This is a genomic window from Marinobacter sp. R17 (genome assembly GCF_003789045.1).
Classification (GTDB): Bacteria; Pseudomonadota; Gammaproteobacteria; order Pseudomonadales; family Oleiphilaceae; genus Marinobacter_A; species Marinobacter_A mangrovi.
Window position 1 is genome coordinate 49,048 of record NZ_RHGZ01000006.1, and the last position, 26,039, is coordinate 75,086.

Annotated in this window: 22 protein-coding genes; 11 read left to right on the forward strand and 11 right to left on the reverse strand. The window is 60.4% G+C overall.

The window, feature by feature from the left end; all coding sequences use genetic code 11:
• The first annotated feature begins 204 nt into the window (after positions 1–204).
• The 3 genes from EB809_RS06240 (at position 205) to EB809_RS06250 (ending at position 3,591) form a co-directional block, all read left to right on the forward strand.
• Positions 205–570, forward strand: coding sequence for a hypothetical protein (locus EB809_RS06240; RefSeq protein WP_123633964.1), 366 nt, complete (start codon positions 205–207; stop codon positions 568–570).
• Entirely contained in the window at positions 571–747 is a 177-nt protein-coding gene (locus tag EB809_RS06245) for a DUF1289 domain-containing protein (protein WP_123633965.1), read from the forward strand.
• 264 nt (positions 748–1,011) lie between these two features.
• Positions 1,012–3,591 (forward strand): EAL domain-containing protein, encoded by a 2,580-nt coding sequence (locus tag EB809_RS06250; RefSeq protein ID WP_123633966.1) that lies wholly within the window; start codon positions 1,012–1,014, stop codon positions 3,589–3,591.
• A 38-nt stretch (positions 3,592–3,629) separates the two neighbouring features.
• On the opposite strand, the gene EB809_RS06255 is transcribed toward EB809_RS06250, so the two are convergent.
• Positions 3,630–4,892, reverse strand: coding sequence for a DUF2254 domain-containing protein (locus tag EB809_RS06255; protein ID WP_223807841.1), 1,263 nt, complete (start codon positions 4,890–4,892; stop codon positions 3,630–3,632).
• 143 nt (positions 4,893–5,035) lie between these two features.
• Positions 5,036–5,671 carry a TetR/AcrR family transcriptional regulator gene (locus tag EB809_RS06260; RefSeq protein ID WP_223807842.1) on the reverse strand — a complete coding sequence of 212 codons (636 nt, stop codon included), beginning with the start codon at positions 5,669–5,671 and terminating at the stop codon, positions 5,036–5,038.
• A 126-nt stretch (positions 5,672–5,797) separates the two neighbouring features.
• Between EB809_RS06260 and EB809_RS06265 the strand changes: the two genes are divergently transcribed.
• Together EB809_RS06265 and EB809_RS06270 are read left to right on the forward strand one after the other, a co-directional pair.
• Entirely contained in the window at positions 5,798–7,195 is a 1,398-nt protein-coding gene (locus tag EB809_RS06265; RefSeq protein ID WP_123633968.1) for a DHA2 family efflux MFS transporter permease subunit, read from the forward strand.
• 59 nt (positions 7,196–7,254) lie between these two features.
• Positions 7,255–7,929, forward strand: a complete 675-nt coding sequence (locus EB809_RS06270; protein WP_123633969.1) for an HAD-IA family hydrolase — start codon at positions 7,255–7,257, stop codon at positions 7,927–7,929.
• On the opposite strand, the gene EB809_RS06275 is transcribed toward EB809_RS06270, so the two are convergent.
• The 4 genes from EB809_RS06275 to EB809_RS06295 all read right to left on the reverse strand — a co-directional run bounded on the left by EB809_RS06275 (position 7,926) and on the right by EB809_RS06295 (position 13,134).
• Positions 7,926–10,208, reverse strand: coding sequence for an FdhF/YdeP family oxidoreductase (locus EB809_RS06275; RefSeq protein ID WP_123633970.1), 2,283 nt, complete (start codon positions 10,206–10,208; stop codon positions 7,926–7,928). The two genes, EB809_RS06270 and EB809_RS06275, sit on opposite strands and share 4 nt — an antisense overlap.
• 202 nt (positions 10,209–10,410) lie before the next feature.
• A complete protein-coding gene (locus tag EB809_RS06285) occupies positions 10,411–11,700 on the reverse strand; it encodes an ISL3-like element ISPpu12 family transposase (protein WP_123633971.1) in 1,290 nt (429 codons plus the stop codon).
• Positions 11,701–11,721: 21 nt separating this feature from the next.
• The gene (lspA, locus tag EB809_RS06290; protein WP_004863699.1) at positions 11,722–12,234 is read right to left on the reverse strand and encodes a signal peptidase II; all 513 of its coding nucleotides are present in this window, start codon (positions 12,232–12,234) and stop codon (positions 11,722–11,724) included.
• Positions 12,235–12,237: 3 nt separating this feature from the next.
• Complete coding sequence (locus tag EB809_RS06295) at positions 12,238–13,134, reverse strand: cation transporter (protein ID WP_004574643.1); 897 nt, start codon at positions 13,132–13,134, stop codon at positions 12,238–12,240.
• A 95-nt stretch (positions 13,135–13,229) separates the two neighbouring features.
• Here EB809_RS06295 and cadR point away from each other — a divergent pair, with 95 nt between their 5' ends.
• Entirely contained in the window at positions 13,230–13,637 is a 408-nt protein-coding gene (gene cadR, locus EB809_RS06300; protein WP_004364961.1) for a Cd(II)/Pb(II)-responsive transcriptional regulator, read from the forward strand.
• Positions 13,638–13,875: 238 nt separating this feature from the next.
• Positions 13,876–14,820, forward strand: a complete 945-nt coding sequence (locus tag EB809_RS06305; protein WP_123633972.1) for a homocysteine S-methyltransferase family protein — start codon at positions 13,876–13,878, stop codon at positions 14,818–14,820.
• 42 nt (positions 14,821–14,862) lie between these two features.
• Here EB809_RS06305 and EB809_RS06310 read toward each other — a convergent pair whose 3' ends face one another.
• Complete coding sequence (locus tag EB809_RS06310) at positions 14,863–15,900, reverse strand: zinc-binding alcohol dehydrogenase family protein (RefSeq protein ID WP_123633973.1); 1,038 nt, start codon at positions 15,898–15,900, stop codon at positions 14,863–14,865.
• 118 nt (positions 15,901–16,018) lie between these two features.
• Between EB809_RS06310 and EB809_RS06315 the strand changes: the two genes are divergently transcribed.
• Positions 16,019–17,014, forward strand: a complete 996-nt coding sequence (locus tag EB809_RS06315) for a LysR family transcriptional regulator (RefSeq protein WP_123633974.1) — start codon at positions 16,019–16,021, stop codon at positions 17,012–17,014.
• Between the two features lie 15 nt (positions 17,015–17,029).
• Here the strand turns inward: EB809_RS06315 and EB809_RS06320 are convergent, their stop codons facing one another.
• A complete protein-coding gene (locus EB809_RS06320; RefSeq protein ID WP_123633975.1) occupies positions 17,030–17,671 on the reverse strand; it encodes an NAD(P)-dependent oxidoreductase in 642 nt (213 codons plus the stop codon).
• A gap of 111 nt (positions 17,672–17,782) precedes the next feature.
• Here EB809_RS06320 and EB809_RS06325 point away from each other — a divergent pair, with 111 nt between their 5' ends.
• Entirely contained in the window at positions 17,783–18,670 is an 888-nt protein-coding gene (locus tag EB809_RS06325; protein WP_123633976.1) for a LysR family transcriptional regulator, read from the forward strand.
• A gap of 61 nt (positions 18,671–18,731) precedes the next feature.
• Here the strand turns inward: EB809_RS06325 and EB809_RS06330 are convergent, their stop codons facing one another.
• The 3 genes from EB809_RS06330 to EB809_RS06340 form a co-directional block, all read right to left on the reverse strand.
• Entirely contained in the window at positions 18,732–20,357 is a 1,626-nt protein-coding gene (locus EB809_RS06330) for an arylsulfatase (RefSeq protein WP_123633977.1), read from the reverse strand.
• Positions 20,358–20,855: 498 nt separating this feature from the next.
• The gene (locus EB809_RS06335) at positions 20,856–21,818 is read right to left on the reverse strand and encodes an MBL fold metallo-hydrolase (protein ID WP_123633978.1); all 963 of its coding nucleotides are present in this window, start codon (positions 21,816–21,818) and stop codon (positions 20,856–20,858) included.
• A gap of 141 nt (positions 21,819–21,959) precedes the next feature.
• Complete coding sequence (locus EB809_RS06340; protein WP_123633979.1) at positions 21,960–22,595, reverse strand: LysE family translocator; 636 nt, start codon at positions 22,593–22,595, stop codon at positions 21,960–21,962.
• Positions 22,596–22,808: 213 nt separating this feature from the next.
• Here EB809_RS06340 and EB809_RS06345 point away from each other — a divergent pair, with 213 nt between their 5' ends.
• Both EB809_RS06345 and EB809_RS06350 read left to right on the forward strand, forming a co-directional pair.
• Positions 22,809–25,001 (forward strand): OsmC domain/YcaO domain-containing protein, encoded by a 2,193-nt coding sequence (locus EB809_RS06345; RefSeq protein WP_123633980.1) that lies wholly within the window; start codon positions 22,809–22,811, stop codon positions 24,999–25,001.
• Between the two features lie 249 nt (positions 25,002–25,250).
• Entirely contained in the window at positions 25,251–25,997 is a 747-nt protein-coding gene (locus tag EB809_RS06350; RefSeq protein WP_123633981.1) for a phosphatase PAP2 family protein, read from the forward strand.
• Positions 25,998–26,039 lie beyond the last annotated feature (42 nt).

Sequence of the window (26,039 nt, forward strand, 5' to 3'; positions counted from 1 at the left end):
CTTTTCACGACCGGCACATGCCGGCCGATCAAGCCGTGCCTCACCGATGCCCCTGCAATCCGGAATTCCGTCCGATCACGACAATATGTTATAACGTATCACATTTTTGCTCGACAGCCCGTCGCCTGATGAACCCGTCACATGGACCGGTACGTCACTGGATAAGGCGATGTTCGGATCGAGTACACCGCGTCAGGAGATAGCATGATGGTCAAGAGAGAACGCGACCGGTTGGAGCGCCGGTTGATCAAGGCGCTGACCCGATCCTGTGAGGACGCCAAGCCCATAATTCCCGGCTTCACCTGGCTGACTCACGAGGTCGATTACCAGCGATTTCCCGGAAGCCTGATGGTGACCTGGGTGTTCGATACCGATGCCAACCTTGCCCAGGCACTGAAGAGCGGCGACCGACGGCGAATACAGGATCTTACGGCCGGAGCATTGGCCGACGCCGGTGTTGAGGTGGACGATGTAGCTCAACACGTGGACCTGGACAGCGAAGAGGCGTGCCTGCGGACCCATGCCGGCAACTGGCAGCAACGCTTGAAAACCAGGTCAGCGAGGCACTGAATGGCGGCGAAAATCGATTCCCCCTGCCAGTCGCTGTGCCAGCTCAAGGGCGGGCTTTGCACCGGCTGCGGCCGCACGACGGAGGAAATCCGTCACTGGAAATCCATGAAGCGGCCCGAAAAGATGAGAGCGTCCAAACGGGCGGAACAGCGGCTGAAGAAGATAGCTTCCGGCTGACGTCCTATGAGCAAACCCCATATCGGGTCGTCATCAGTCATCGGGTCCGCTCGCGCGGTAATGGCCCGAAAAGGAGGATTCAAGAAATCGGCGATACGGAGGTGGCCATGCCTCAGCCGCTGCCAAGCAGGGCCACGTCACATTTCACAATTATCGACAACAAAAGTCTAAGGTCTGCCGCACCAGCGCCGATATGATGATGGAAGCACCCTTACCGAAAACAAGACCATAACGCTCAACGGCCTACTGCGGGGTTAGCTGTTCGTGATCCTCTTCAAACCGCTGCGTTTTGCCTTTGCCCTGTTGTGGCTGTGCCACTGGCAACTGGCCCACGCGGACCAGAAGCCTGTTACCGTGTTGCCCTCTTCACCGATCGAGGCCCACTTCCAGTACTGGGAAGATCCGGACGGCCAGGCCACGATGGATCAGGTACGGGCACTGCCGGACGACCAGTGGCAAACCAATCCGACGGACAGCGCCACCTTTGGGATCACTGAATCGGCCTACTGGCTGCGGTTTGCGGTCCGGAACCAGACGCCGGAACGGGTTAACCTGATCGCGGAAATCAGCTACTCGCAGCTGGACGACGTGATTTTCCATGAGTTCGACGACGACCGGGAAACGCACACCTTCAAGACCGGCGACACCCGCCCCTTCTATCCGCGGGAAGTGGATCACCCCAGCATGCTGATGCGTTTCGAGCTGGAACCCGGACAGGTCAAGACGATTTACGTGCGCGCCCAGACGGAAGGCTCGCTGGTCCTGCCATTACGGGTCTGGCGGGAGAATAAATTCTTCGAGGCCGCCGCAAACGAGCAGAAGCTGCACTTCTTCTACTACGGCAGCCTGGCCGTCATCATCCTGATCAACCTGGCGGTCTTCCTGACGCTGCGGGAAAAGCTGTACCTGTTTTACGCCCTGGCCATTAGCGGCTATTTGCTGTTCTTTACGTCCATCAAGGGCTACAGCTTCCAGCATATCTATCCGCAGTTCCCGGCCCTGCACGCGCGGGCGCTGCTGGTGTCGATGCCGATTCTGGCGTTTTTCTCGGTTCTGTTCTGCCGGGAGTTCCTGAAGATCAATACCCACAGCCCGCGGCTGGATATCGCCATTCGGGGGATGATCCTGTTCGAAGCGTTCAATTTCGTCGCCGCCCTGACGCTGAGTTACAACCACGCCGTGATGCTCTCGTCCATGTCGGCGCTGGTGTTCTTCTCGCTGTTGTTCGTGGCAGGCCCGATCACCTGGGCGGCCGGCGTGCGGGCCGGCGCCTTTTTCACGCTGGCCTGGACGCCGCTCACCGTTGGCGTTCTTGCGACCGCCGGTCGCGCCCTGGGGTTCTTTCCCGCCACGTTCATCACCGAATACGCGATGCAGATCGGCTCGGGCCTGGAAGCGTTTATCCTGACCCTGGCTCTGGCCGACCGCCTGTATCGCGAACGGGAGGATAAAATCGAGGCCCAGGCGGACAACCTGCGTAAGGAGAAGGCCCGTCACGAAGCCCACAACAAACTCACCGAGGCGATGACGCACGATCCGGTGACCGGTCTGCCCAACCGCAACCGCTTCGAGTGGATGGTCAACCAGCAGCTGCGCATGGATCCGGAGGGGCAGTACTTGGTAGGCGTCGCGAGGATCACCCGCCTCGACGAAATCAACCGCACGCTGGGCCTGAGCCGCAGCGAGCGTCTGCTCAAACGCATTGCGGAACAGATGACCGAACTGGCCTCGGAACTGCCCATCGTGGAGGGTACCCAGGATCACCAGGGACGGGATGAGCGGGTGTACCAACTGTCCGGCGACAGCTTCGGGCTACTGATCAATTCGCAGCGGGTGGATGATAGCTTCGAGGGGCTGGACCAGGCCTTGCGGCTGCTTTCGGAGCCGATCGCCCTGGACAACCTGGCCATCGAGCTACACCCGAAGTTCGGCGCTGCCAGCTACCCCGAGCACGGCGATAACGCCGCCCTGCTGATCCGCAACGCCCACGTGGGTATTGAGATTACACCCGTCGGTTCCCACGAAACCGGGCTGTACTCCCAGGACTTCGACATCTACAGCGAGAGCCGGCTGACGTTGATGTCCGATCTCCGCGAAGCCCTTCACCGGGAGCAGACGGTGTTGTTCTATCAGCCCAAAATCTGCCTTCAGAGCGGCGAGGTCACGGGGATTGAGGCGTTGATTCGCTGGCACCATCCGGAGCGGGGCTGGGTCTTTCCCAGCGACTTCATTCCCCTGGCCGAGGAAACCGGCGTGATCAACCAGCTTACCCGCTGGGCGATCGGGCGCGGCATCCAGGATCTGACGGCGCTGCTGGGTGATTACCCCGATCTGGAGGTCTCGATCAACATCTCCGCCCGGGATCTGGTCTCCGGCGAGCTCAATGCGCTGATCGAAGACCAGTTGACGCGGCACCGGATCCGCCCTGACCGGCTGACCATCGAGCTCACCGAAACCGCCGCGATGGAAGATCCGGCCACCGGGCTGCAGGCGCTGAAGACCCTGGCGGATATCGGCATACGGGTATCGATCGACGATTTCGGCAGTGGCTATTCGTCACTGTCGTACCTCAAGCAACTCCCGGCTTCGGAGATCAAGCTGGACCGCTCGCTGATCCTGGACGTGGATACCAGCGATGGTTCCAAAGTCATCGTGGAAACCGCCATCAACATGGCCCACGGCCTGGGTTACAGCGTCGTGGCCGAGGGCGTGGAAGACCAGGAGACCGCCCGTTTGCTCAAGAGCATGGGCTGCGACAAGTTGCAGGGATACTGGCTCTGCCATCCCCTGCCGATGGAGAAACTGAAACCGTGGCTGGCCGCCAGGGTGGCGTGTCCGGTCTGATCGTTTTCTGCGGGTTTTCGGGTGACCGCCAAACGGGATCAGGTCCCCTGCTCAAAGATAGCTCGCAGGCGTGCCCGGTCTTCATCCGTGAGGGAGGCTTCTTGGCTCAGCCCGATCGCCCGTCGGGCGTGGTGGGCTGCGGCGGCCTGCGTTTCGGAATCTCCACACGCCCGCAGTGAGCGGAGGGCTTTCTGCAAACGGGTGCCCACTTCAATCAACCCGGCACCGTCCCGACTGATGCCGGTAAAGGCATCGTCAAACAGATCCCGGACGTCCAGCGCCGGCACCATGACCAGGGTGCATGCCGTATCAGGCGCACTGTCCTCCGATAAGGGCTCCTGCCACCGGCTCAACAGGGCCTGGCTCTCCACGATGACGTCGATAGCCGTCCCCGGATCGTTGATCGCGGGCGATAACGCGCGGCAGGCAATCTGCGACAACACCACGAATCCATAGCGGGGATCTTCGTCGAACGTTCGGGCCCTGCCAATCTGGAACTGTTGGACAACCTCATCGGGATTCCAGCCCTCGCCATTGTTCGCGCCGCCATGCAAATAGGCCAGGGGGATGTCAGGGGCGATGCAGGTGCCCGGCAACGCCGCCACGGTGATGCAACCGTCGACGGCTTCAGCCTGTTCCTGCAATCCCCGGATGTCGATGTGCTGAAGATAACCCACCCGGCTCGTGTAGACGGCCCGTCCCGCAACTTCACCTTGGGGTGGCACGCCGCCCAGGTGAGGGGCCCGTTTGCGGGTGTCCAGGGCGACGGCGGTGGCGGCCGCGACCTTGCCCATGATCATGCCGAGGCGCCCCAGCCTGGCGATGCGGTCAATCCAGGTGACGAAGGTTAAAATCACGATGCCGAACACCAGGATCGTCAGGATGAACATCACAAAATGCCCGCCGGCATCGTAATCGCTGTTCTTCACCGCGATCAGGCCCACCAGGCTGTAGATGAACGTGCCGATAAACGCGGACAGTGCGAACTGGGAAATATCATCGGCCACCACCAGTGGAAATGCCCGGGGCGAGGCGGTGTTGCTGGCCGACGCATAGGCGGACACCATCGACCCCACCGCCAGCGATGCAATCACGAGCATGCTGGACGCCATGATCGACAACAGGGTTTCCACCGAATCGCCGGAGACTTCAGGCACGTAGTCCCCCAACCCGGTCCCATTCGCCATCTGCGCCAGTAAGGCACCCACAATGGACAACACACAGGCGGCCAGCGGTTTCACCCAAAGCTTTTCGCTCACCCGGTTGAGGTAGAAGCGCAGTTCACCCGCTAATCGACTCATGGGCATCTCGTGTCCTTACCAAAGAATGCAGTGTCTGAAAGTCGCAGCAAGAGGCGGGTTGCGGCGACCGCTGGCCTTACGGGAACTTGATGAACAACGGGAAGCTAGCTGAATTCTATTGTGGTCCATTCCGGCCGATGGCTCTACAGATCCAGCAAGCGATCCAGGTGGTTGTGAAACACCGATATGGCGGCTTCCACCGTTTGTTGCCCTACCAACACGCTCGTACCGAGCCCGTGGGTGATGGCGAGTAGATGGGCAGCTTCGACAGAGGCCTCCAGATGCGGCGCCAGCTCACCGGTTAACTGGGCATCCTGAAGCGCTGTGACCAGCTGCTGCTCAAGGCGATCGGGCCCCTCAACAAACGGCTGGGCCGCCAAATCGGAATGGGTCATCGCCAACACTGCGAAGGACGTCCAGACGAGGTGGAACGTGCGACTGCGCTCATCGGTTGGCAACGCCGCAGCGAAAAACGTTTCAAGGAACCCTCGCAGCGACGGCGGGCCCGGCCGTTCGCTGAGGTAGGCATTCCATCGTTCATGGCTTTGCCGCTCCAGCAACCGCAACGCGGACTGCATCAGGCTGGCCTTGTTATCGAAGTAGTACTGCACCAGCCGGAGCGACACCCCGGACTCGATGGCCACACCCCGCATCGTGACGGCGTGCAGACCGTCGCGGCCGGCAAGGCGTATCAGCCCTTCTGCAAACCGGTTTCGGCGCTCTTCATGGTCGACTTTTTTCGGCAAGGCCAGCTCCCTGGTGGTTTTTTCAGTTTTCATGATACAAATGTATCATGAAAAGATGACCGCGTGAGACACAACCTCGCGTTCTCATGACAGCAACCGACGGGTAACCACTCCGATCAACGGGAGACCCACCATTGCACAGCATGGAGCTGCACTGGCATGACTCTGTCACCGAATGATGACCCACCCCATATTCCGCCCCGGCTATGGAAAATCGCGGCGGTAACCGGGACCGCCGCTTTCATGGCCATGCTGGATTCGACGGTGGCGAATCTTGCGCTGGAATCCATCGGCCGTGATTTCGAGAGTTCGCTTGCCGTTACCCAATGGGTGGCCACGGGCTACCTCATCGCTCTGGCGGTGTCCCTTCCCACCACCGGCTGGTTGGGTCATCGATACGGCTATGGCCGGGTTTGGGCCGTTTCTATGGCCACGTTCATCATCTCATCCGCTCTCTGTGGCCTGGCTCCAGGGCCGACGACGCTCATCGCCGCAAGGCTCCTGCAAGGTTTGGCAGCCGGACTGATGGTCCCGGCCGGACAGGCCGTTATCGGATCAACCGCCCACGCTAACCAGCTGGGACGACTGATGGGCACGCTGGGTCTGGTGATTGCGCTGGGGCCCGCCGTTGGGCCCGGCATTGCCGGTTTCCTTCTCGACATGGGGTCATGGCGCTGGCTGTTTTTGCTCAATGTGCCGATCGGTATCGTGGCCATTATCGCGGCACGGGATCTGGTACCGCGAGGGGCAAGGGATGAAGGTCGCCCCCTGGACCGGATGGGGCTTGTCCTGGTTGGTCTGGGCCTGCCCTTACTGTTGTATGGCGCGAATAGAATCGGAACTGACAGCGCCGACATAATAGCCGTTTCAGCGGCTGCCATCGGCGTGGTGATGACCGTCTGCTTTGTTCCCGCACAGTTGCGGACACGCTATCCGCTGATCGATATACGCCTGATGCGCCACCGTCCCTTCTCAGCGGCGACGATGACAACGGGCCTGACAGGCGCCAGTATGTATGGCGGACTGCTCCTGTTGCCGCTGTACCTTCAACTGGCAGCGGGCCGAAGCGCCGGCGAAACCGGTCTGATGCTGCTGGCCATGGGGCTGGGCAGTGCCGTCGTTCTGCCGGTTGCCGGCTCATTAACGGATCGCTTCGGCACCGGCGCCACAGCCATTTCAGGAGCGGCCCTTCTGCTGGCCAGTACGATTCCCTTCGTCCTTTACCCGACAGCGCTGTCCAACACGACCCAGACGGTACTGCTCATCTCACGAGGCATCGGCCTCGCCCTGGCACAACTGCCTGCCATGACCGCCGCCTATGGAACGGTTACCCGGGATCAGATGGGCGATGCGGCAACACTCGTCAACATCGTCCAGCGTCTCGGCGGCGCGATGGGCGCTGTCGGCGTCGTGATCGTCCTCACATCATCCGGCGGTACGGCCCGGATCGACGCCTATGTTGGCGCGTTCGCCGCGCTGGCCTGTCTGGCCGCCCTGGCCCTGGTCTCTACGGCACGCATGTGCGCTCCCGAGCGCAACCAGTACGATCGATCTTGAAACCGGCACCGCGTAGTATGACGGGCTCACCCGCCACGACTGCATAGGCCCTATACCCCATGGCATCCATAAACCTTCCGGAAAACCGCTTCGCCGCCCTGCTCTTCGATATGGACGGCACGATCCTGAGCTCCATCGCTTCCGCCGAGCGCGTCTGGGCCGATTGGGCGCGGGAGCAGGGCCTTGATGTGGAAGCCTTCCTGCCGACGATCCATGGCATCCAGGCGGTCGAGACCATCCGATGTCTCGGATTGCCCGGGGTGGATCCAGTGGTTGAGGCCGAACGCATCACCCGGGCAGAGATCGAAAACGTGCAGGATGTTGAGGCCATTGCGGGCGTTGCGGCGTTCCTGGAAGGCCTGCCCGACGAACGCTGGGCGATCGTCACATCGGCGCCGCGGGCACTGGCGGAACGACGCATCGCGGCGGCGGGCCTGCCGTTGCCGGCGGTGTTGATCACGGCTGAGGATGTGGCGCGCAGCAAGCCGGCGCCGGACGGCTATCTGCTCGCGGCCGAGCAGCTTGAGGTCGACGCCAACGACTGCCTGGTTTTCGAGGACGCGCCGGCTGGCATCGAATCCGGCCTTTCCGCGGGTGCCCGCGTTGTGGTCGTCACGGCGACCCACAATCACGCATCAGGCGGAGCGCACCCGGCCATTGAAAGTTATCACGGACTGCAGGCCGTATCGGAAGCCAGCGGGATCGCCGTGCTCGGGATCACGGTATCCGGCTAGCCATCGCGCTCAATGCGCACCGGCACCGACTTCGATCCCGGCGTCTTCGATAATTGATCATGGTGACTCACCGGCACCAGCACGTTGCACTCCGGGTAATAGGAGGCGACCGTACCGACGGGTATCCGGTACGGGGTGACCACCAGACCGCCCAGCCGCCGGTCCACGCCATCGTCCAGATCCGTGACCAGTCGGACGACATCCCCTTTCTCGACGCTGGCCTGTTTCATGTCCTCCGGATTCATCAGCAGGACATCCCGCGTGCCCTCGATGCCATGGAACCGGTCCGAATAGCCGTAAACGGTGGTGTTGAACTGGTCATTCGAGCGCATCGTGAGCAGACTGAAGCGACCGGGCCGGGGCTCGAATCCCAATGAGGTGAGCTTGTCCGGTGTCGTAAACAGGGCCCGTTTTTCCGGCGTTTCCCAGATGCGTTCATGGGCGGCGATGCCGCGATAGAAACCGCCAGGCTCGAACAGGCGCTGGTTGTAATTCCTGAAGTCATCCGGATACGTCTGCTCGATCAAATCGCGCACCCTGGCGTAGTCGCCCACCCAGTCATCCCATTTCACATTGGGGTTTTCTGGAAGCAGCGCCTTCGCGATGCCCGCCACGATCGCCAGCTCACTTTTCAGGTGTTCCGACGCCGGCGTGCGATGACCGGTGGAGCCGCTGATCATCGAGAAACTGTCTTCAGTCGAGATCGCCTGCGGCCCGGTGGCCTGCTGATCCACTTCGGCGCGGCCCAGGCACGGCAGGATGTAGGCGGTCTTACCCGGATAGAGATGGCTGCGGTTCAGTTTGGTGGAAATCATCACCGTGAGGTTCTGGCGGGCCCAACTGTCTTCCATCCGCTGCTGATCCGGCACCGCCCGCAGCAGGTTACCGCCCAGGCAGACGCTCGCCTTGACCGAGCCATCGATCAGCCCTTCGACCATTTCCACGATGTTGACACCATCCTTGGTCGGCGGCTCGAACTGGAACAGCGACCGCAACTTGTCCATGGGCACGAGATCGGCCTTTTCGGCGATCCCCACCGTTCGTTGACCCTGGACGTTGGAATGCCCCCGCACCGGGCAGACGCCGGCACCGGGACGGCCGATGTGGCCGCGCAGCATGAGGAGATTCACCAGCATGCCGATGTTGACGGAACCGTGGGTATGCTGAGTCAGCCCCATGCCGTATACCCCGATAACACGCTCCGCCGCCATGTAGGCGTCGGCCGCCTCCTTCAGGGCCGCTTTCGACAAGCCGCTGCGGGACTCGATGTCCGACCACTCGGCCGCTTCGACGGATGCCAGGAAACGATCGAACCCCTGGGTGTGCTGCTCGATGAATTCCACATCGAGGATGCGTGCGCCGCCCTCGCGCTGCGCCACCTTGTCGGCGTCGATCACGTGTTTACACATGCCCATGATCGCCGCCACGTCGCCGCCGGCACTGAGCTGATGGTACTGGTCTGAAATTTTGGTCTCGCGTCCCGTCGTCATGTCGATGGCGCTCTGCGGATCGACGAACGCCACCAGCCCCTGCTCGATGATGGGATTGAAAGTGACGATTTTGGCCCCCCGCTTTTTCGCGTCCTTCAGCGGGTGAAGAAAACGGGGGCTGTTGGTTCCGGGATTCTGACCAAAGAAGAAAAACGCGTCCGTCTGCTCCAGGTCTTCCCAGACGATCGTTCCAACCGGCGACCCAATGACTTTTTTCAGACCCACCGAGGTGGTCTCGTGGCACATGTTCGAGCTCTGCGGCAGATTGTTGTTGCCATAGAGCCGCGCCATCAGGGCATACAGATAGGAAGCTTCCAGCCCGGCGTGGCCAGAGGCGTAGAAGACGGCGCTTTCCGGATCGAGCGCATTCAATTCCCTGGCAATCTCCCGGAACGCGGTGTCCCAGTCCACCGCCTCGTAGCGATCGGACTCCGGGTTGTAGCGCATTGGATGGGTGAGCCGGCCGGTCTTTTCCAGTTCGTGATCGGTCCAGCTGCGCAACGCGTGGACGGTTTGATCGTCCCAGAACTCCGGCGTGCAACGGTCGCGGGTCAGCTCCCACATCACCGCTTTCGCGCCGTTTTCGCAGAACTCAAAGGCGCTGTAGTTCTTCGGCTTTGGCCAGGCGCAGGAATTACACATGAATCCGCCCGGCTTGTTCATGCGCCGCAGCGTGTCCATCGCGGTCGGCGAAGCGGACGATTCAACGGAGACGCTGGCAATGCCTTTCAACGATCCCCAGCCACCGGCAGGGCCATGTCCCTCTGTGATCTCGTCGTCTTGGCTCATAAGTTCCCTCCTGATGAGTTCACTGATACGCAAGTCTCACTATACGACCCGGATCGGGATCAGAGGCCAACTGGTTTTGCTTTGATCAAGTTCGGTATGCCTCAAAACGTGGAGGCGCATCCGAGCTATAAGAATGGATTTTTAGGGTATACGGATTTAATGGTTGATGGGGCACCTTCACCCCATCAATCTGATACCACCCTCAGATGGTTGATAGATCGACTCCGTAGTTGAGTTGCTCTGCGAAGTCCGGCAGTCCGTAACCGATGGTTTTCTTGTAGAAAGGAGAGACCTTCGCAGTCGGTGCCTTCTTCTTGTGCTTCGTGGTGTAGAGCATTCGTGCCCGCATCACCTCGAAGGAGTAACCGCGCCCTTCACGGTTCTTGTCCTTGGCCAGTCGGTTGATGGACTCCGTGTAAGCGTTGGTGACGGGCATGTCCGTCTCGAAGTAGGTCATGGTCTCTTCGCGCCAGTTTCCCACTGCCCTGACCAGATCGCTCCAGACTTCCTTTTGGCCCTTCGGGATGGTGGCTATCCACTCGTCCAGGGCGGCTTCTGCCTGGAGCCGTGTGGTGGCGTCCCAGATGCCGTAGAAGCGCTCCTTGTGCTCGTAGGCGGCCAGCAGTTGCGGGAACGCGCCTGTCCAGGTCTCCATGATGAGGCGCTCCCGGTCTGAGACTTCGTGAGCGCGTTTCAGCAGGATTTTCCGGTCTCCCTTGAGAGTCCGGCTCTGGGACGGTTTCAGCTCCTTTCTGAGGCCCTTGCGCACTCTCTCTAGGGCATCGTTGGCCATGCGCACCACATGGAACTTATCGACCACGATACGGGCCTGGGGCAGCACAGCCTTGACCGCTGCCCGGTAGGGGTTCCACATGTCCATGCTGACGATCTCGACCTTCTGCCGGTCTTTCAGCTTCATCAGGTAGTTGGTCACCACGTCCTGGCGGCGGGTGGCCAGCAGGTCGAGCAGGGTTCGCTCCTCAATGTTGGTCAGAATGCAGCGGTAGCGCTTGTTCAGGTATAGCTCGTCAATGCCCAGGATGCGGGGCGTCTCGAAGCGGTGCCAGCGCCCCAGGAACTCGGCGCGGGCGTTGAAGATGTCGCGCACCGTCTTCTCGTCCAGGCCGGTCTGTGCCGCCACAAAGGTGTAGGGGTGGTTGAAGGATTCCTTCTCCACGTACTCATGCAGCCGCAGTGTCATACGGAATCCGTCCACCATCTCCGGTAGCTGGGGCCTGAATGTTGTCTTGCAGGCCCGGCAGGTGTATCGGCGGCGGACCACCCAGAGAGTGACCCGCTTGCCGTGGATGGGCAGATCACGATAGGGAACGTCACGCTTGCCGAACCGTACGAACTCACCCTGCACGCCGCATTCCTCGCAGGCGATGGGATCGGGCACGTCCACCTGGAAGTGCATTTCGTCGTCGGTTGATTTGCAGCCCAGTACTTGGTATTGCGGCAGGTGAAGGATGTTGTCGGGAAGTTCGGTCATGGTGTTGTATAGGCGTAGGTGTCAGTCAGATCCATCCGGCTCGGCATTGGTGTTTGCTTTTTTACCCAACAAGCTGCTGGAAACGAAAAGTAAGGCACCGAGGACAATTGCAATATCAGCCAGGTTGAAGGCCGGCCAATGCCAGTCTCGCCAATAGAAATCAAAGGAATCCACAACATAGCCGCGAAAGACCCGGTCAATCAGGTTGCCCATGGCGCCACCGAGGATAAGACTGTAAGCGATGGCTTCTCCTTTATGACGATTTTCAAGGATCAGCTTGATCAGAAAAATCGAGACCACTACCGCGATTCCGATAAAAAAGTAGCGCTGCCAGCCTCCACCATTCGCAAAAAGACTGAATGCGGCACCGGTGTTCCATAGGTGCACCCAGTTAAAGAACGGGGTCACCGAAACATACTCGCCATAGGCCATTGATTGCTGCACCAGCCACTTTACAGCCTGATCAGACGCTGCCAGCAGGCCCGATATGGACAATAGGGCATACGGCGAGAGCTTTTTGCCAATAATGAGCATTATTTAACCCTTCAACGCCAAAATGCGTCTGGCACCGTTAAGTACAATGCCCCCCGCGATGGTGCCGATAATCAGATCCGGATAATTGGAACCGGTCCACGCGACCAGGGCGCCGGCGGTGATGACCCCCAGGTTGATCACCACGTCGTTGGCCGAGAATATCCAGCTTGCCTTCATGTGCGCCCCGCCTTCCCGATGTTTGGATATGAGCAGCAGACAACTGGTATTGGCAATCAATGCGACGAATGCGATAGCCATCATCACCAGCGATTCAGGCTCACTACCGAATACAAAGCGTCTCACCACCTCTACGAGCACGCCCACAGCCAAGATCAGTTGCAGTACACCAGCAAGATGCGCGGCACGTACTTGCATTTTCACGCTATGTCCAACCGCATAAAGGGCAAGCCCGTACACCGCCGCATCGGCAAAATTGTCCAGGGATTCTCCAATCAGGCCGGTGGACTGGGCGATCAGACCGGCAGTCATTTCCACCACGAACAGAAGTGCATTGATGCCGAGCAACCAGCGCAGGGTCCCGGATTCTTGCTTAGCAGAAGCTGCCGAAAACTCGGCGGCCTTGATGGTCTCCGGATTTGCAGCGACGGTTTCCTGAAGCGAGGCGCCTAGCCCCAAGGTCTTCAGTTTCGAGGTGACGGGCTCGACCTCGCCGTCATGCACGACCTTCAGCCGGCGGTTCGACAAGTCGAAGGACAGCGCCCGAATCTCCTCAAAGCCGTTCAGGGCTAGGCGAATCATTCGTTCTTCTGATGGACAGTCCATCTTCGGCACGGCATAAACACTGACCCATCTCCCTGGCGCCTCGGAGGAGGCCTGTATATCGGTATCCGCTGCGGACGTTGCATCACCGCCACAGGCGCCACCACAGGATTTGCTCATGATACGACTCCACTTGAACAATGTTGTGGTACCATTTGAAACTATAAAGCTACTATAAGGTCAATAGAGTAAAGAATCCGTTGGGGAGGAGGCTGATGCGCATTGGTCAGTTGGCGCAGTTGGTAGGGGTCGAAACACAGACGATCCGCTTCTATGAACAGCAGGGCTTGTTGCCGCCGCCTGATCGGCAGGACAACGGTTACCGTGTCTATACCGAGAAGCATGGTGAGGGGCTGGCCTTCATCCGTCGTTGCAGAATCCTGGGCCTGTCACTGGCTGAGATTCACGAACTACAGAGCTATCAGGACGACCCTCATCAGCCTTGTACCGCCGTCAACGCCTTGCTCGATGATCACATCTCTCATGTGCGGTCGCAGATAACCGCTCTGCAAGCGCTTGAGAAACAACTCGTTTCACTGAGAGCGAGTTGCAACGATGACCGGGAAGTTGAGGCGTGTGGGGTTCTTGCTGGAATTAGCGAAGGAAACATGCACCAGCAGTAGGTGAAGCATCAACCAGATAATCCGATGAGATGCCGGTCTGTCTCACTCTCATGCAAAGGTAAGATCAACCATTTAATCCGCTTACCCGATTTTTATAAGGGCGTACGGTTTTACACCGCCAAGTTACTTCCCCTCCTGAACGCCCGTCATCGATACTGCCAAGAGCCACTGGATGGCAGGCAGACCTCCAAGGACGGGCGACAGGATCGACGTCCCGCCCACGGATACGGAGGTGACCATGGCCAAATACCTGAATGCCCTGCCTCAGCTGTCCGGAGATATCTTCCTGACCGATGGCGGCATCGAAACCACGCTGATGTTCCACGACGGGTGGGAGCTGCCCTTTTTTGCGGCGTTTACCCTGCTGAAGTCACCACGTGGAAAAGAAGCCCTGCGGCGATACTTCCAGACCTACGCCACCCTGGCGGCCGACTATGGCGTAGGCTGCGTTCTGGAGAGCGCCACCTGGCGGGCCAGTTCCGACTGGGGCGACAAGCTCGGCTATTCGGACGAGCAACTGGCCGAAGCCAACAGCGAGGCTATTGCGCTGCTCTACGAGATCCGCCAGACATCCGAGACCCGGCATACCCCGATCGTGATCAGTGGCTGCGTCGGCCCCCGGGGCGATGGCTATAACCCCGATACGTTCATGACCGACCGCACGGCCAAAGCCTACCACCTGCCACAGGTCACCAACTTCCGTGATGCCGGCGCCGATCTGGTGACGGCCATCACCATGACCTACACCAGCGAAGCCATCGGCATTGCCCGCGCGGCGAAAGCCGTTGGCATGCCCGTGGTCCTGTCATTCACGGTGGAAACGGATGGCAGGCTGCCCAGCGGCAAGCCACTGGGCGAAGCCATTGAGGAAGTCGACGCCGCCACGGATACGGCACCGGTGTACTACATGATCAACTGCGCCCACCCGACCCATTTCATGGCGGCCCTGGAGGTTGGCGGGGCCTGGCGTTCCCGGATTCGCGGCCTGCGTGCCAACGCCTCGGCCAAGAGCCACGCGGAGCTGGATGAGGCCACGGAGTTGGACGAGGGCGATCCGGAGAACCTGGCCAGACTTTACGGCGATGTGCGCCGGTTGTTGCCCAACCTCAATGTCTTTGGTGGCTGCTGCGGCACCGACGAGCGGCATGTGGAGGCCATCTGCAAGGTGGTACTGGCGACCTGACGGCCACCTGACGTCCGGGCAATGCGACCGCCTCCTCAAGGCTCAGAAACCTTCCAGCACGATCTTGCCCACCGCTTGCCCAGACTCAAGTTCCGCATGAGCGGCCTTGAGATTGTCGGCGTTGATGGTACCGAGGTGCTTGCCTGCGGTGGTGCGGATGTATCCCTGGTCCACCAGTTCGGCCACCCGTTCCAGCAGGGTATGCTGCGCTTCCATATCGCGGGCATGATGCATAGAGCGCGCAAACATGAACTCGATGTGCAGCGACAGGCTCTTGGTCTTGATTTTCATCACGTCCAGAGCCCCGGGGTCGTCGATAAACGCAATCCGGCCGAACGGCTCCAGGACCTCGATGTAGCTGTCGAAATACTGGTCGGTGGCGTTGAGACTGGCCACGTGGGTGACGGGGCCGACCTGGCCGGCCTCGATCAGCGCATCGATCTGCGGCTTGAGGGGCTGCCGGTGATTCACCACAACATCAGCCCCCAGGTCCTGCACCCAGTTCCGGGAGGCGTCGCGTGAAGCGGTTGCGATCACGGTCGCGCCGGTCAGCGTTTTGGCCAGTTGGACCAGAATGGAGCCCACGCCGCCGGCCGCGCCGACGACCAGAAGGACCTCGTCCGAGGTTGCCGACGAACCGGGCGCCTGCTGCGCCAGTTCCAGGTGTTCGAACAGCAGCTCCCAGGCGGTGATCGTGGTCAGCGGCAGGGCGGCGGCGTCCGCATCGGACAGGCTCTTCGGCTTGTGACCGACGATGCGCTCGTCCACCAACTGATATTCAGCGTTGCTGCCCGGACGGGTCAGGTCGCCGGCGTAGTAGACGTGGTCGCCCGCCTGGAAGCCGGTAACGTCGGGCCCGGTGGCCACCACCTCACCCACGGCGTCCCAACCGATCACCTTGTAGTTTCCGCCTTCAGCCGGGACGTTCTGACGGATCTTGTAGTCCACCGGATTGACGGCAATCGCGCTGATTCTGACCAGCAAATCGCGGCCTTCGGCCACCGGCTGGGGCAGTTCGATATCCACGAGCGCCTTGGCGTCGGTAATGGGCAGTGCCTGGGTGTAGCCAATCGCTTTCATCGGAAGACCTCCTGTTGGGTCATGCGTGTATGAGATTCGATGGCGGTCAGTGTGGCGCTGATTTACACTTCCAAAAACAGCCTAATCACTGAAACTTTCTCAAAAATTATTTGAAAATATGACACTCGAAGACCTGCAGGTTGTCCTCAAGGTGGCGGAGTTCCGCAGCATTACGGCCGCGGCCACCAGTCTCGACATGCGATCCGCCACGGCCAGCGCCGCCGTCAAACGGGTGGAACAGGCGCTGGGCGCCGAGCTGTTTGTCCGGACGACGCGTCAGCTTCGCCTGTCCGGCGCGGGGGAGAAGTACCTGCCGCAGTGCGAGCAGGCGCTCCAGCTGCTGGCGCAGGCACGCAATAACATCCTCGACGATCAGAATGCGGTGGAGGGGGAGCTGCGGATCGCTGTGTCGTCGGACCTGGGGCGAAACCGGTTGATGCCCTGGCTGGACGAGCTGATGGCGGAGCACCCCGGCCTCAGCCTGCGGGTGAACATCAGCGACAGCAACATCGACTTCTACCGGGACTCGGTGGACATGGCCCTGCGCTACGGCTCGCCCGAGGACGCGCACCTGCACGGCTTCAAGATCTGCGATGTCCAGGGTGTGCTCTGCGCCACACAGACCTACCTGGACCAGCACGGCACGCCTACGCACCCCCATGAGTTGACGGCGCACAACGGGCTGTTCTACCAGCTTCAGGGCATTCCCCATGACGTCTGGAGTTTCACCCGGGGCGACCAGACGTTCAGGGTGAGCATGCGGGGCAACCGGTCCTCCAACGACGGCGATCTCGTGCGTCGCTGGTGTGTCGCCGGCCAGGGTGTGGCGGTCAAATCCTGCCTGGACATCTCGGCGGACCTGCTCGCCGGCCGGGTGGTGCCGGTGCTGCCCGATTACCAGCCCCGCAAGACCGAGCTCTGGCTGATCTGTCCCAGCCGCCAGTCCATCACACCGGCCATGCGGCTGATCCGGGATCGACTGCGCGAGCACTGCGCCAGCCTCCTCTCGGAATTAACGTCACGGGGTCTCCTGCCCGGAGCCGCTGAAAAACCGCAGCAAGCGCTATCCGTTCGGCCATATAAAAAACCGCAGCCAGAGCCGCGGTTTTTGTAAAAACAACGCCCGGAATCAGACGTAGGCCAGCGTGAACCGACGGTTGGGATGCTGGGGCGATTCCAGCTCATCGATCATGGCTTTGGCGAAGTCTTCCACCGAGATCCGGCTGTTCCCGTCGGCATCGGTCAGCAGTTGATCCGTGCCCAGTTGATAATCGCCGGTGCGTTCGCCGGGAGCAATCATCGCGGCCGGGCTCAGCATGGTCCAGGCCACGTCCGACTGGTGACGCAGGGACTCCAGAGCATAGCGGGCGCCCTCGGCTGTCGCCTTGTACTCGGCCGGAAACGCCGGCGTGTCGATCAGCAACTGGCCCGGCGCCACTTCCAGAGAGCCGGCCCCGCCAACCACCAACAGGCGAGATACCTGCGCGCCTGTCGCTGCCGCCAGGATGCTGTCGAAGCCCCGGTTGTAGTAGCCCGCCACGTCGGACTGGGCATGGCCGGAAAACGCGCTCAGTACGGCATCGTATCCGCCAAGTGCCTCGGTCAGGGCGGCGGTGTCCTGAACATCGACCATGCGGATCGTCAGGCCGGGGCGAGCGGTCAGTCGGTCCGGGCGAGTCACCAGGGCCGTGACGCTGTGCCCCCGGCTCAGGGCTTCTTCCCGCAGGGCGGATCCGATAAAACCACTGGCACCAATCAATGCAACATTCATGTGTCTGTCCTCTCTGGGTGATGGGTATGGCGGCCAGTATGCGAGCGGTTATTGATTCGAAAAACAGACCATTCAATAATTCATTGTTATTGGATTCGAAACGATACCCCCATGATCGACGAACTGGACCTCAACAACCTGCCCCTGTTTATCGCCACGGTCGAAGCCGGCTCGTTTACCGGCGCCGCGGACCGGCTGGGCTGCACCAAGACCAAAGTGAGTCTCAAGATCCGCGCCCTGGAGAAACATCTGGGGCTGACGCTGTTCAGCCGGACCACCCGACAGGTCGCCCTGACCGAGGCCGGCCAACGCCTCTATCGGGACTGCCAGCCGCTGCTGGCCCAGCTGGGGGAAACGCTGAGTGAGGCCGGCACCAGCGCACGTTCGCTGTCGGGTTCCCTACGCATCACAGCGCCGATGGACCACATGACGCAGACCCTGGCCCCGGCGGCCGCGGCCTTCGGCCGGCGTCAACCGGACCTCAGCATCGAGCTGCGCAGCGGCGACAAGGTGGCGGACATGGTGCAGGAAGGCATTGATCTGGCGATCCGGATGGGCTGGTTGAAGGACTCCACGCTGCGGGCCCAGAAGCTGGGAGAGTTTGATCAGCAGGTGATGGCATCCCCGGATTACCTGCGCGAATTCGGCACACCCCGTCACCCCACCGAACTCAGCCACCACCGGTGGATCGAATTCACACCGCTGCCCACGCCGCTGACCTGGTCGTTTTCCCGGGGCGACGAGCAATGCCAGGTCCAGATGAGCAGTCGGATCAAAGTGGACAGCACAGGGGCGTTGCTGAGCCTGGTCCGGAGCGGTGCCGGGTTGTCGGCGATGGCGACTGTCGTACGCCGGGAGGACAGCAGTCTGGTCAGGCTGTTCGAGGATTGGCAACTGACCCGGGGCGGGATTTACGCCGTTTTTCCACCCGGTGCGTTTATCCCCGCCAAAGTGCGGGCCTTCGTGGACTTCTACCGCACCTGGCTGGCGCAGCACTGACGGCGGCGGTCCGGGGCAGCAACGGAAATCACTGCCCCGGGTGTTCCGCGTGGATCACAGGTTAGTGGGAACCCTGCATACTGCTCAGTTTTTTCTCGATCGAACTGAGGTTGAACGAGCCCGGTGACTGGCTCGGCGGGTACTCCTCCATCGTCTTCAGGAACTGGGTCGCGAGGGCCTGGATGGGCACGATAATGAATGCGTGATCCAGCAGCCAGTCGTAGTAGATGTTGGCGTTATGCTGGGCTTTCTCAAACGGATCGCGTCTCAGGTTGAAGATCTGCGGCACCCGCAGCTCGACAAACGGCTCCTGCCACACGCCAAAGGCCTGCCCGCGGTTTTCCAGGAACACGATCTTCCAGGCGTCGTAACGGGCCGCCACGACGTTACCGTCGTCATTCGCGTACCAGAACTCATTGCGTGGCGACTTGTCGGTGTTGCCACTGAAGTAGTCGACCATGTTGTAGCCATCGATGTAGTTCTTGTACTTACGGCCATCAAGGGTGACGCCGTCCCGCAGCTTTTCCTTGATATCCGGCGCGCCGGCAACCGCTGCGAACGTGGGCAGCCAGTCCTCGTGGGAGACGATGCCGTTCAGCGTGGTGTGATCCGGAAAGTGGCCCGGCCAGCGCACAAAGGCAGGCACACGGTAAGCGCCTTCCCAGTTCGAGTTCTTTTCGCCCCGGAACGGCGTGGTGCCGGCGTCCGGCCAGGTGTTGTAGTGCGGGCCGTTGTCGGTCGAATAGAACACAATGGTGTTGTCGGCGATGCCCAGGTCGTCCAACAGGGTCAGGAACTGGCCGACGGTGGCATCGTGTTCGATCATGCCATCGGTGTATTCGTCATTCCCTTTATGGCGATGGTCTTCCCGGACGTGGGTGCGGAAGTGCATGCGGGTGCCGTTCCACCAGACGAACCAGGGCTCACCGGCTTCGGTCTTCTCCTTGATAAATTCCATCGCCCGCTCGGAGGTCTCGTCGTCGATGGTCTCCATCCGCTTACGGGTCAGCGGACCGGTGTCTTCACAGGTCTGCTTGCCCCACTCGCCAAAGCGCGGCACCTCGGTGGTATCCACCTTGTCCGTGGCGTAGCAATGCAGCACGCCACGGGGACCGAACTGCTCCCGGAACGTCTTGCCGTTGGCCAGTTTCATATCGCCGGGATAGTCCTCGTTTTCCGGTTCCTCCTCGGCATTCAGGTGATAGAGGTTGCCGAAGAACTCATCGAACCCGTGGACCGTGGGCAAATGCTCGTTGCGGTCGCCCTGGTGGTTCTTGCCAAACTGGCCTGTAGCGTAGCCCTGACTCTTGAGCACCGTCGCCATGGTGACATCCGACTTCTGCCAGCCTTCCTTCGCGCCCGGCAGGCCTACTTTGGTCATCCCCGTCCGGACCGGTACGTTGCCGCCGATAAAGGCAGCGCGGCCGGCCGTGCAGCTCTGTTGTCCGTAGTAGTCGGTAAACGCAATGCCCTCGTCGGCAATGCGATCGATGTTGGGCGTCGGATAGCCCATCATGCCGTGGTTGTTGTGGCTGATGTTCCAAAAGCCGATGTCATCGCCCCACAACACCAGAATATTCGGCTTGTCCTGTTGCTCTGCGGCAAACGCTCCGCAGGCAAACAGGCCAAGCAACGCTGCGACCACCATCTGCAAACTTAACGGATACCTTCTCCGATGCCCTTCCATAACGCCTCCAACCTTTATTCAAAGGCGGCACGCACTGCACTCGCGGCCTCGCCACTCATGTTCCTGACTTTGGACCAGGCACCAACGCATGCCTGTCTTACAACGCCCTGACGTCCACCGTTGTGCATCGACTAACAATCGGCGCAAACACACGACGGTTGCATCCACATCAGGGGTTATTCGCCAACGACACGGCCATGGCATCTCGGATGATCGACAGGAAGGTGCGGACGACAGAACGCCGGCCTCCGAAAGGCAGCGCTTTGTGTGGAAGCGATTTTGAGCGCCAAAAGACAAGTGCCCACCGCAAACTCCTTTCCGTGAAGCTTCCCGACAGACAACGGCATTGGCAGGTAGGTAGACGACCACCGCCATATCGAAACTGGGATTCCGAAATCGTGACCGTGCAATTCAAGATTGCACTTTTAAGGTTAGAGCATCGCGGGGGATGTACAACGCGGATTGATCAAAAGGTGCAACGCCGACTTTCGCAGCGGCTCATGCCGTCTGCCGCTGCGCCAGCCAGACCTGCAAGCCCTGGCAGTTCAATCGGATATCCATGCCCAGCAGTGCCATCAATCGATCGTCTTCCAACAAGCAGCCATGCTCCCGGAGCTTACGGAAAAGAAAATCTTTCATGGCAGAGATCAGGGCGCTTTCGAGTTGCTCCGGCTCCGTCTGTGCTTCCACCCGCTCCGCCAGCGCCACGAAGTCATCCACCATCGTCAGTAAACGCTCACCTAGCGGCTGCGGATTCTCCACCAGGCCATAGTGCGTGAGGTACATCCGTTCGGGCTCCAGCGCCAGCAGCCGGTGGATCGATTGTTTCAACGGCTCGGGGTCAAACTGCACCGGCGTGGTGGTGGGCAAGATGAAAGGACCGTTTTCGGTCACCAGCGGGGGATAGCACAGCCCAAACGTATCGCCGGTGAAGATACCGTTGGATGCCGCATCGTAGATGCAGAAGTGATGGCGGGCGTGACCGGGCGTATCCAGGAACAACAACCTACGATCGCCGAGCAGAATCTCGGCGCCATCATCCAGGGTACGTACCCGCTCTTCAGGAACCGGGATGATGTCTTCGTAGACCTCTGCGAATGTCTTCTCGCCGTAGACCGCCAGGACCCCGGCCTTCAGCCTGGACGGATCGATCATGTGTCGGGCCCCGCGCGGGTGGATCAGCAACGTTGCCTCCGGCAGCGCCTGCATTAAACCGCCGACACCACCGGCATGGTCGAGGTGGACGTGGGTGGGTATGACGTAACGCATCTGCGACCGATCAATGCCCCTATCTTCCAGCAACTTCAGGATGATCGGTACCGTCCGGTTGGTGCCAGTATCGATGACGGCGTACTGGTCCGCGCCCCGGATCAAGTAGCAGGCCGCCAGTTCGTCCCGCATCATACCGGTATCGATGCGGGTGATCTGGTGGTGGAGATCTTCGATGGTCTGGAAAGGCATGGCACAGTCCCCCGGAAGGTCAGCAGAACAAACCGATTTTGGTTATGGTGACATCAAAACCACCCCGTGTCGGCCCTATCTGCGACACAATGTTTCTGAAAGAAACTCTACTGACCACTCCGGTGATAAAACGTGGCGATATCAGCGCTGAGCCCTGAGCAGTGCCCCTCCCGCCGTAATAAACAAGCTTCCAGTGATGCGATTAAACCAGCGAACGTGCGTCGACTTCTGAAACCAGCGTCCGGCTTTCGAACCAACGGAACTGTATGCCGACATCAGAGTGGTATCAATCACCAACCAGGTGACAGCAAGGATGGCAAACTGGATGCCTTGGGGTTGATCAAGGGCGATAAAACCGGGGAACAGCGCCGCGAAGAAAAGAAGATCTTTCGGGTTGCTGATGCCGACCGTAAATCCAACCCTGAAAAGCTGCCAGTGGGATCGCTTTTCCGTCCCTGTAGGCACAGCGTTGACATCCCATTGGGGCGCTTCCGCTGGCGCGCGCCAGCTCTGGATCCCCAAAAAGATCAGGTAGGCGCCACCCACGAACTTCAGCACCAGAAAGGCGGTTTCCGACGCGGCCAGAATCGCTCCCAGCCCCAAAGCAGAGGCCGTCATCATGATCATCGCAGCCACCGCACCACCCAAAACTGTGGACAATGCCCGACGATGACCATGTTTCAAACCATGGCTGGCGCACAGCAATGCAACCGGACCGGGAAACGCAATCAGCGCTGTGATGACACCGACATACGTCAACCATGTCATCCATTCCATGGCGCTATCCTCCATTTTCAACACGGCCTTACTCTAGCCCAAAACCATAATCGGCCAAAACCGCTCGGCCCATGATTCCACGGGAGGTCACTGGACGATACAAAACCACCATCATTCAGCGCCCTCTACGCAAGACGGCACCCCCTAAAAACTGGATAATGGCCGGTTCAGCCACACGGCTCGCCAAATTCTCCAAAGCCCGGTGCTTACGTCATGGAAATCAAAGTCAACTTCCTCGAAAACCTCCGACTGGAAGCCAAATTCGACGACTTCACTGTCGTCACCGACCAGCCGATTCGCTACAAGGGCGATGGATCGGCCCCCAGTCCGTTTGACTATTTCCTGGCGTCATCGGCCCTGTGCGCGGCCTACTTCGTGCGGGTGTACTGCAAGGCACGGGATATCCCGACCCACAATATCCGCCTGTCCCAGAACAACATCGTCGATCCGGAAAACCGCTACAACCAGATCTTCAAGATCCAGGTGGAGCTGCCGGAGGACCTGCCCGAGAAGCACAAGGAAGGCATCCTGCGCTCCATCGACCGGTGCACGGTAAAAAAGGTGGTGCAGACCGGACCGGATTTCCAGATCGAGACGGTCGACAACCTGGATGAGGACGCCCAGGCCCTGCTGATGGTGGAGCCGGACAACGATGCCCAGACGTTTATCGAGGGCAAGGATCTGCCGCTGGAACAGACCATCGCCAACATGTCCGGCATCCTCGCCGACCTGGGCATGAAGATCGAGATCGCCTCCTGGCGCAACATCGTGCCGCACGTGTGGTCGCTGCACATCCGCGATGCCGCGTCCCCCATGTGCTTCACCAACGGCAAAGGCGCCACGAAAGAGAGCGCCCTGTGTTCGGCCCTGGGTGAGTTCATTGAGCGGCTCAACTGCAACTTCTTCTATAACGACCAGTATTTCGGCGAGGAGATCGCCTACAGCGACTTCGTCCACTACCCGAACGAACGGTGGTTCCAGCCGGGTCCGGACGATGCGCTGCCGGAGGGTATTCTCGATGACCACTGCCGCGCCATCTACGATCCGGAAGGTGACCTGCGCGGCTCCAACCTGATCGACACCAACTCGGGCCGGACGGATCGTGGAATCTGCTCCCTGCCCTTCGTGCGTCAGTCCGACGGCGAAACGGTGTATTTCCCCTCCAACCTGATCGAGAACCTGTTCCTCAGCAACGGCATGAGTGCCGGCAACACGCTGAACGAGGCCGAGGTGCAGTGCCTGTCGGAAATCTTCGAGCGGGCCGTGAAGAAGCAGATCATCGAAGCAGAAATCGCGCTGCCGGACGTGCCGAAAGACGTCCTGGCGAAATACCCCAACATTGTCGAAGGCATCGAGGGGCTGGAACAGCAGGGCTTCCCGGTGCTGGTGAAGGACGCGTCGCTGGGCGGCCAGTTCCCGGTGATGTGCGTGACTCTGATGAACCCACGCAACGGCGGCGTGTTTGCGTCCTTCGGTGCGCATCCGAGCTTCGAGGTGGCGCTGGAGCGCAGCCTGACCGAACTGCTGCAGGGCCGCAGCTTCGAGGGCCTCAACGACGTGCCGGCACCCACCTTCAACAGCCTGGCGGTGTCCGAGCCCAACAACTTTGTGGAGCACTTCATCGACTCCACGGGCGTGGTGTCCTGGCGCTTCTTCAGCAACCAGCACGACTACGACTTCTGCGAATGGGACTTCTCCGGCACCAACGCCGAGGAGGCTGAGCGCCTGTTCGGCATCCTCGCCGAGCTGGGCAAGGAAGTGTACGTGGCCGTCTATGAGGAACTGGGCGCGCCGGCCTGCCGCATCCTCGTGCCGGGCTATTCCGAGGTGTATCCGGTCGAGGACCTGATCATGGACAACACCAACATGGCGCTGGACTACCGGGAGGACATCCTCAACCTGCACCGCCTGAGCGACGAGCAACTCGCCGATCTGGTGGAGCGCCTGGAAGCCAGCCAGCTCGACAACTACATGACGATCATCACCCTGATCGGCGTGGAGTTCGACGAGAATACCGTGTGGGGCCAGTTGACTATTCTGGAGCTGAAGATCCTGATCTGCCTGGCCCTGCAATGGCACGAGGAAGCGCTCGAGTTCGTCGACATGTTCCTGCAGTTCAACGACAACACGGTCGAGCGTGGCCTGTTCTACCGGGCGATGAATGCCGTCCTTGAAGTCACCCTCGACGAGGAGATGGCCCTGGACGACTACCTCACCAACTTTACCCGCATGTACGGCGAGGACACCATGAACGCCGTCGTCGGATCCGTGAACGGCACCGTGCGATTCCATGGCCTGGAGCCAACCAACATGCAACTGGAAGGCCTGGAAAAACACCAGCGGCTGGTGGAGAGCTACAAGAAACTGCATGCCGCCAGGGCCGCGAAGGCCACGCAAAAGCCATGACGCATTCTGGCTGACCACGATCGTGGAGAGCCGGTAAGGCGCCCGATGAAACCCGCCGTGAAGTGGCGGGTTTCCTGCATTTGTAGCCCCCACCGATTCAAGATCCGATAAACACCACCGGATTGCGCAGCCCGTCCCATTCCCCCGCCCTAAGGGAGCCTTAAGGTGCGGTCTGTAATCTCTTCAGTCTGGCCACTGGACTTTAAGATCCAGTCTCCGAACTGAACCCTTCGTTAGTGGACACGCGCTTTGATCAGTCGTCGCTTTTTTCTGGTGCAGACCCTCGGCACATTGCTGTTCCTGGTGACTGCCGTCCTGGTGTGTGAAGCCACCGGTCTGGATATGATCGTCCAGGACGCCTTCTATCAGTTCGGCAGCCAGCAGTGGCTGCTGAGCAAGCACAACGAGGTGTTGAGGCTGCTGTTCTACACCGGCCCCAAGGCGGTTTTTATCCTGTTTGCGGTGGCCCTGCTGGTCAGCCTGATCGGCCTGCGCAAAAAGCCCTGGGTCCAGCGATACAAACGCGGCCTGCTGACGGTGCTGATCGCCAGCCTGTTAACGGTTGGGGTGGTCAACCTGCTCAAAGCGGTAACCAACGTGCCGTGTCCCACTAACCTGTCCCATTACGACGGAACCTATCCCTACGTCACCTTGCTGCACCGAGTCCCCGCCGCAGAGCATCTGAAGCGGATCCGCTGCTTTCCCGCCGGGCATGCCAGCGGCGGGTTTGCCCTGCTCTCGCTGTTCTTCCTGTTTCGCACAAAACGGAACCGGATGATCGCCTTTAACGGCGCCATGGCCCTGGGCTGGACGCTGGGGCTCTACAAGATGCTCATTGGGGACCATTTCCTCAGTCATACCCTGGTCACCATGGGCCTGGCCTGGCTGATCAGCGTTCTGGTGGCCGGCTGCGTGTTCGGTCTGGCGCGTGTTGTAGACGCCCCCGAGGCGACCGAAGGAGAGTCAATGACGGGATCGGAGGCTCATTACCATTAGCCGCTCGTTCTGTTCTCCGGGGAGAGGCGCCCTTGAGGAGGA

What these genes read in the sequence shown, in the direction of transcription:
- EB809_RS06240 (WP_123633964.1), top strand. Translation starts at nt 205, where the DNA reads ATGATGGTCAAGAGAGAACGCGACCGGTTGGAGCGCCGGTTGATCAAG.
- EB809_RS06245 (WP_123633965.1), top strand. Translation starts at nt 571, where the DNA reads ATGGCGGCGAAAATCGATTCCCCCTGCCAGTCGCTGTGCCAGCTCAAG.
- EB809_RS06255 (WP_223807841.1), bottom strand. Translation starts at nt 4,892, where the DNA reads ATGAGTCGATTAGCGGGTGAACTGCGCTTCTACCTCAACCGGGTGAGC.
- EB809_RS06260 (WP_223807842.1), bottom strand. Translation starts at nt 5,671, where the DNA reads ATGAAAACTGAAAAAACCACCAGGGAGCTGGCCTTGCCGAAAAAAGTC.
- EB809_RS06265 (WP_123633968.1), top strand. Translation starts at nt 5,798, where the DNA reads ATGACTCTGTCACCGAATGATGACCCACCCCATATTCCGCCCCGGCTA.
- EB809_RS06270 (WP_123633969.1), top strand. Translation starts at nt 7,255, where the DNA reads ATGGCATCCATAAACCTTCCGGAAAACCGCTTCGCCGCCCTGCTCTTC.
- EB809_RS06275 (WP_123633970.1), bottom strand. Translation starts at nt 10,208, where the DNA reads ATGAGCCAAGACGACGAGATCACAGAGGGACATGGCCCTGCCGGTGGC.
- EB809_RS06285 (WP_123633971.1), bottom strand. Translation starts at nt 11,700, where the DNA reads ATGACCGAACTTCCCGACAACATCCTTCACCTGCCGCAATACCAAGTA.
- lspA (WP_004863699.1), bottom strand. Translation starts at nt 12,234, where the DNA reads ATGCTCATTATTGGCAAAAAGCTCTCGCCGTATGCCCTATTGTCCATA.
- EB809_RS06295 (WP_004574643.1), bottom strand. Translation starts at nt 13,134, where the DNA reads ATGAGCAAATCCTGTGGTGGCGCCTGTGGCGGTGATGCAACGTCCGCA.
- cadR (WP_004364961.1), top strand. Translation starts at nt 13,230, where the DNA reads ATGCGCATTGGTCAGTTGGCGCAGTTGGTAGGGGTCGAAACACAGACG.
- EB809_RS06305 (WP_123633972.1), top strand. Translation starts at nt 13,876, where the DNA reads ATGGCCAAATACCTGAATGCCCTGCCTCAGCTGTCCGGAGATATCTTC.
- EB809_RS06310 (WP_123633973.1), bottom strand. Translation starts at nt 15,900, where the DNA reads ATGAAAGCGATTGGCTACACCCAGGCACTGCCCATTACCGACGCCAAG.
- EB809_RS06315 (WP_123633974.1), top strand. Translation starts at nt 16,019, where the DNA reads ATGACACTCGAAGACCTGCAGGTTGTCCTCAAGGTGGCGGAGTTCCGC.
- EB809_RS06320 (WP_123633975.1), bottom strand. Translation starts at nt 17,671, where the DNA reads ATGAATGTTGCATTGATTGGTGCCAGTGGTTTTATCGGATCCGCCCTG.
- EB809_RS06325 (WP_123633976.1), top strand. Translation starts at nt 17,783, where the DNA reads ATGATCGACGAACTGGACCTCAACAACCTGCCCCTGTTTATCGCCACG.
- EB809_RS06330 (WP_123633977.1), bottom strand. Translation starts at nt 20,357, where the DNA reads ATGGAAGGGCATCGGAGAAGGTATCCGTTAAGTTTGCAGATGGTGGTC.
- EB809_RS06335 (WP_123633978.1), bottom strand. Translation starts at nt 21,818, where the DNA reads ATGCCTTTCCAGACCATCGAAGATCTCCACCACCAGATCACCCGCATC.
- EB809_RS06340 (WP_123633979.1), bottom strand. Translation starts at nt 22,595, where the DNA reads ATGGAATGGATGACATGGTTGACGTATGTCGGTGTCATCACAGCGCTG.
- EB809_RS06345 (WP_123633980.1), top strand. Translation starts at nt 22,809, where the DNA reads ATGGAAATCAAAGTCAACTTCCTCGAAAACCTCCGACTGGAAGCCAAA.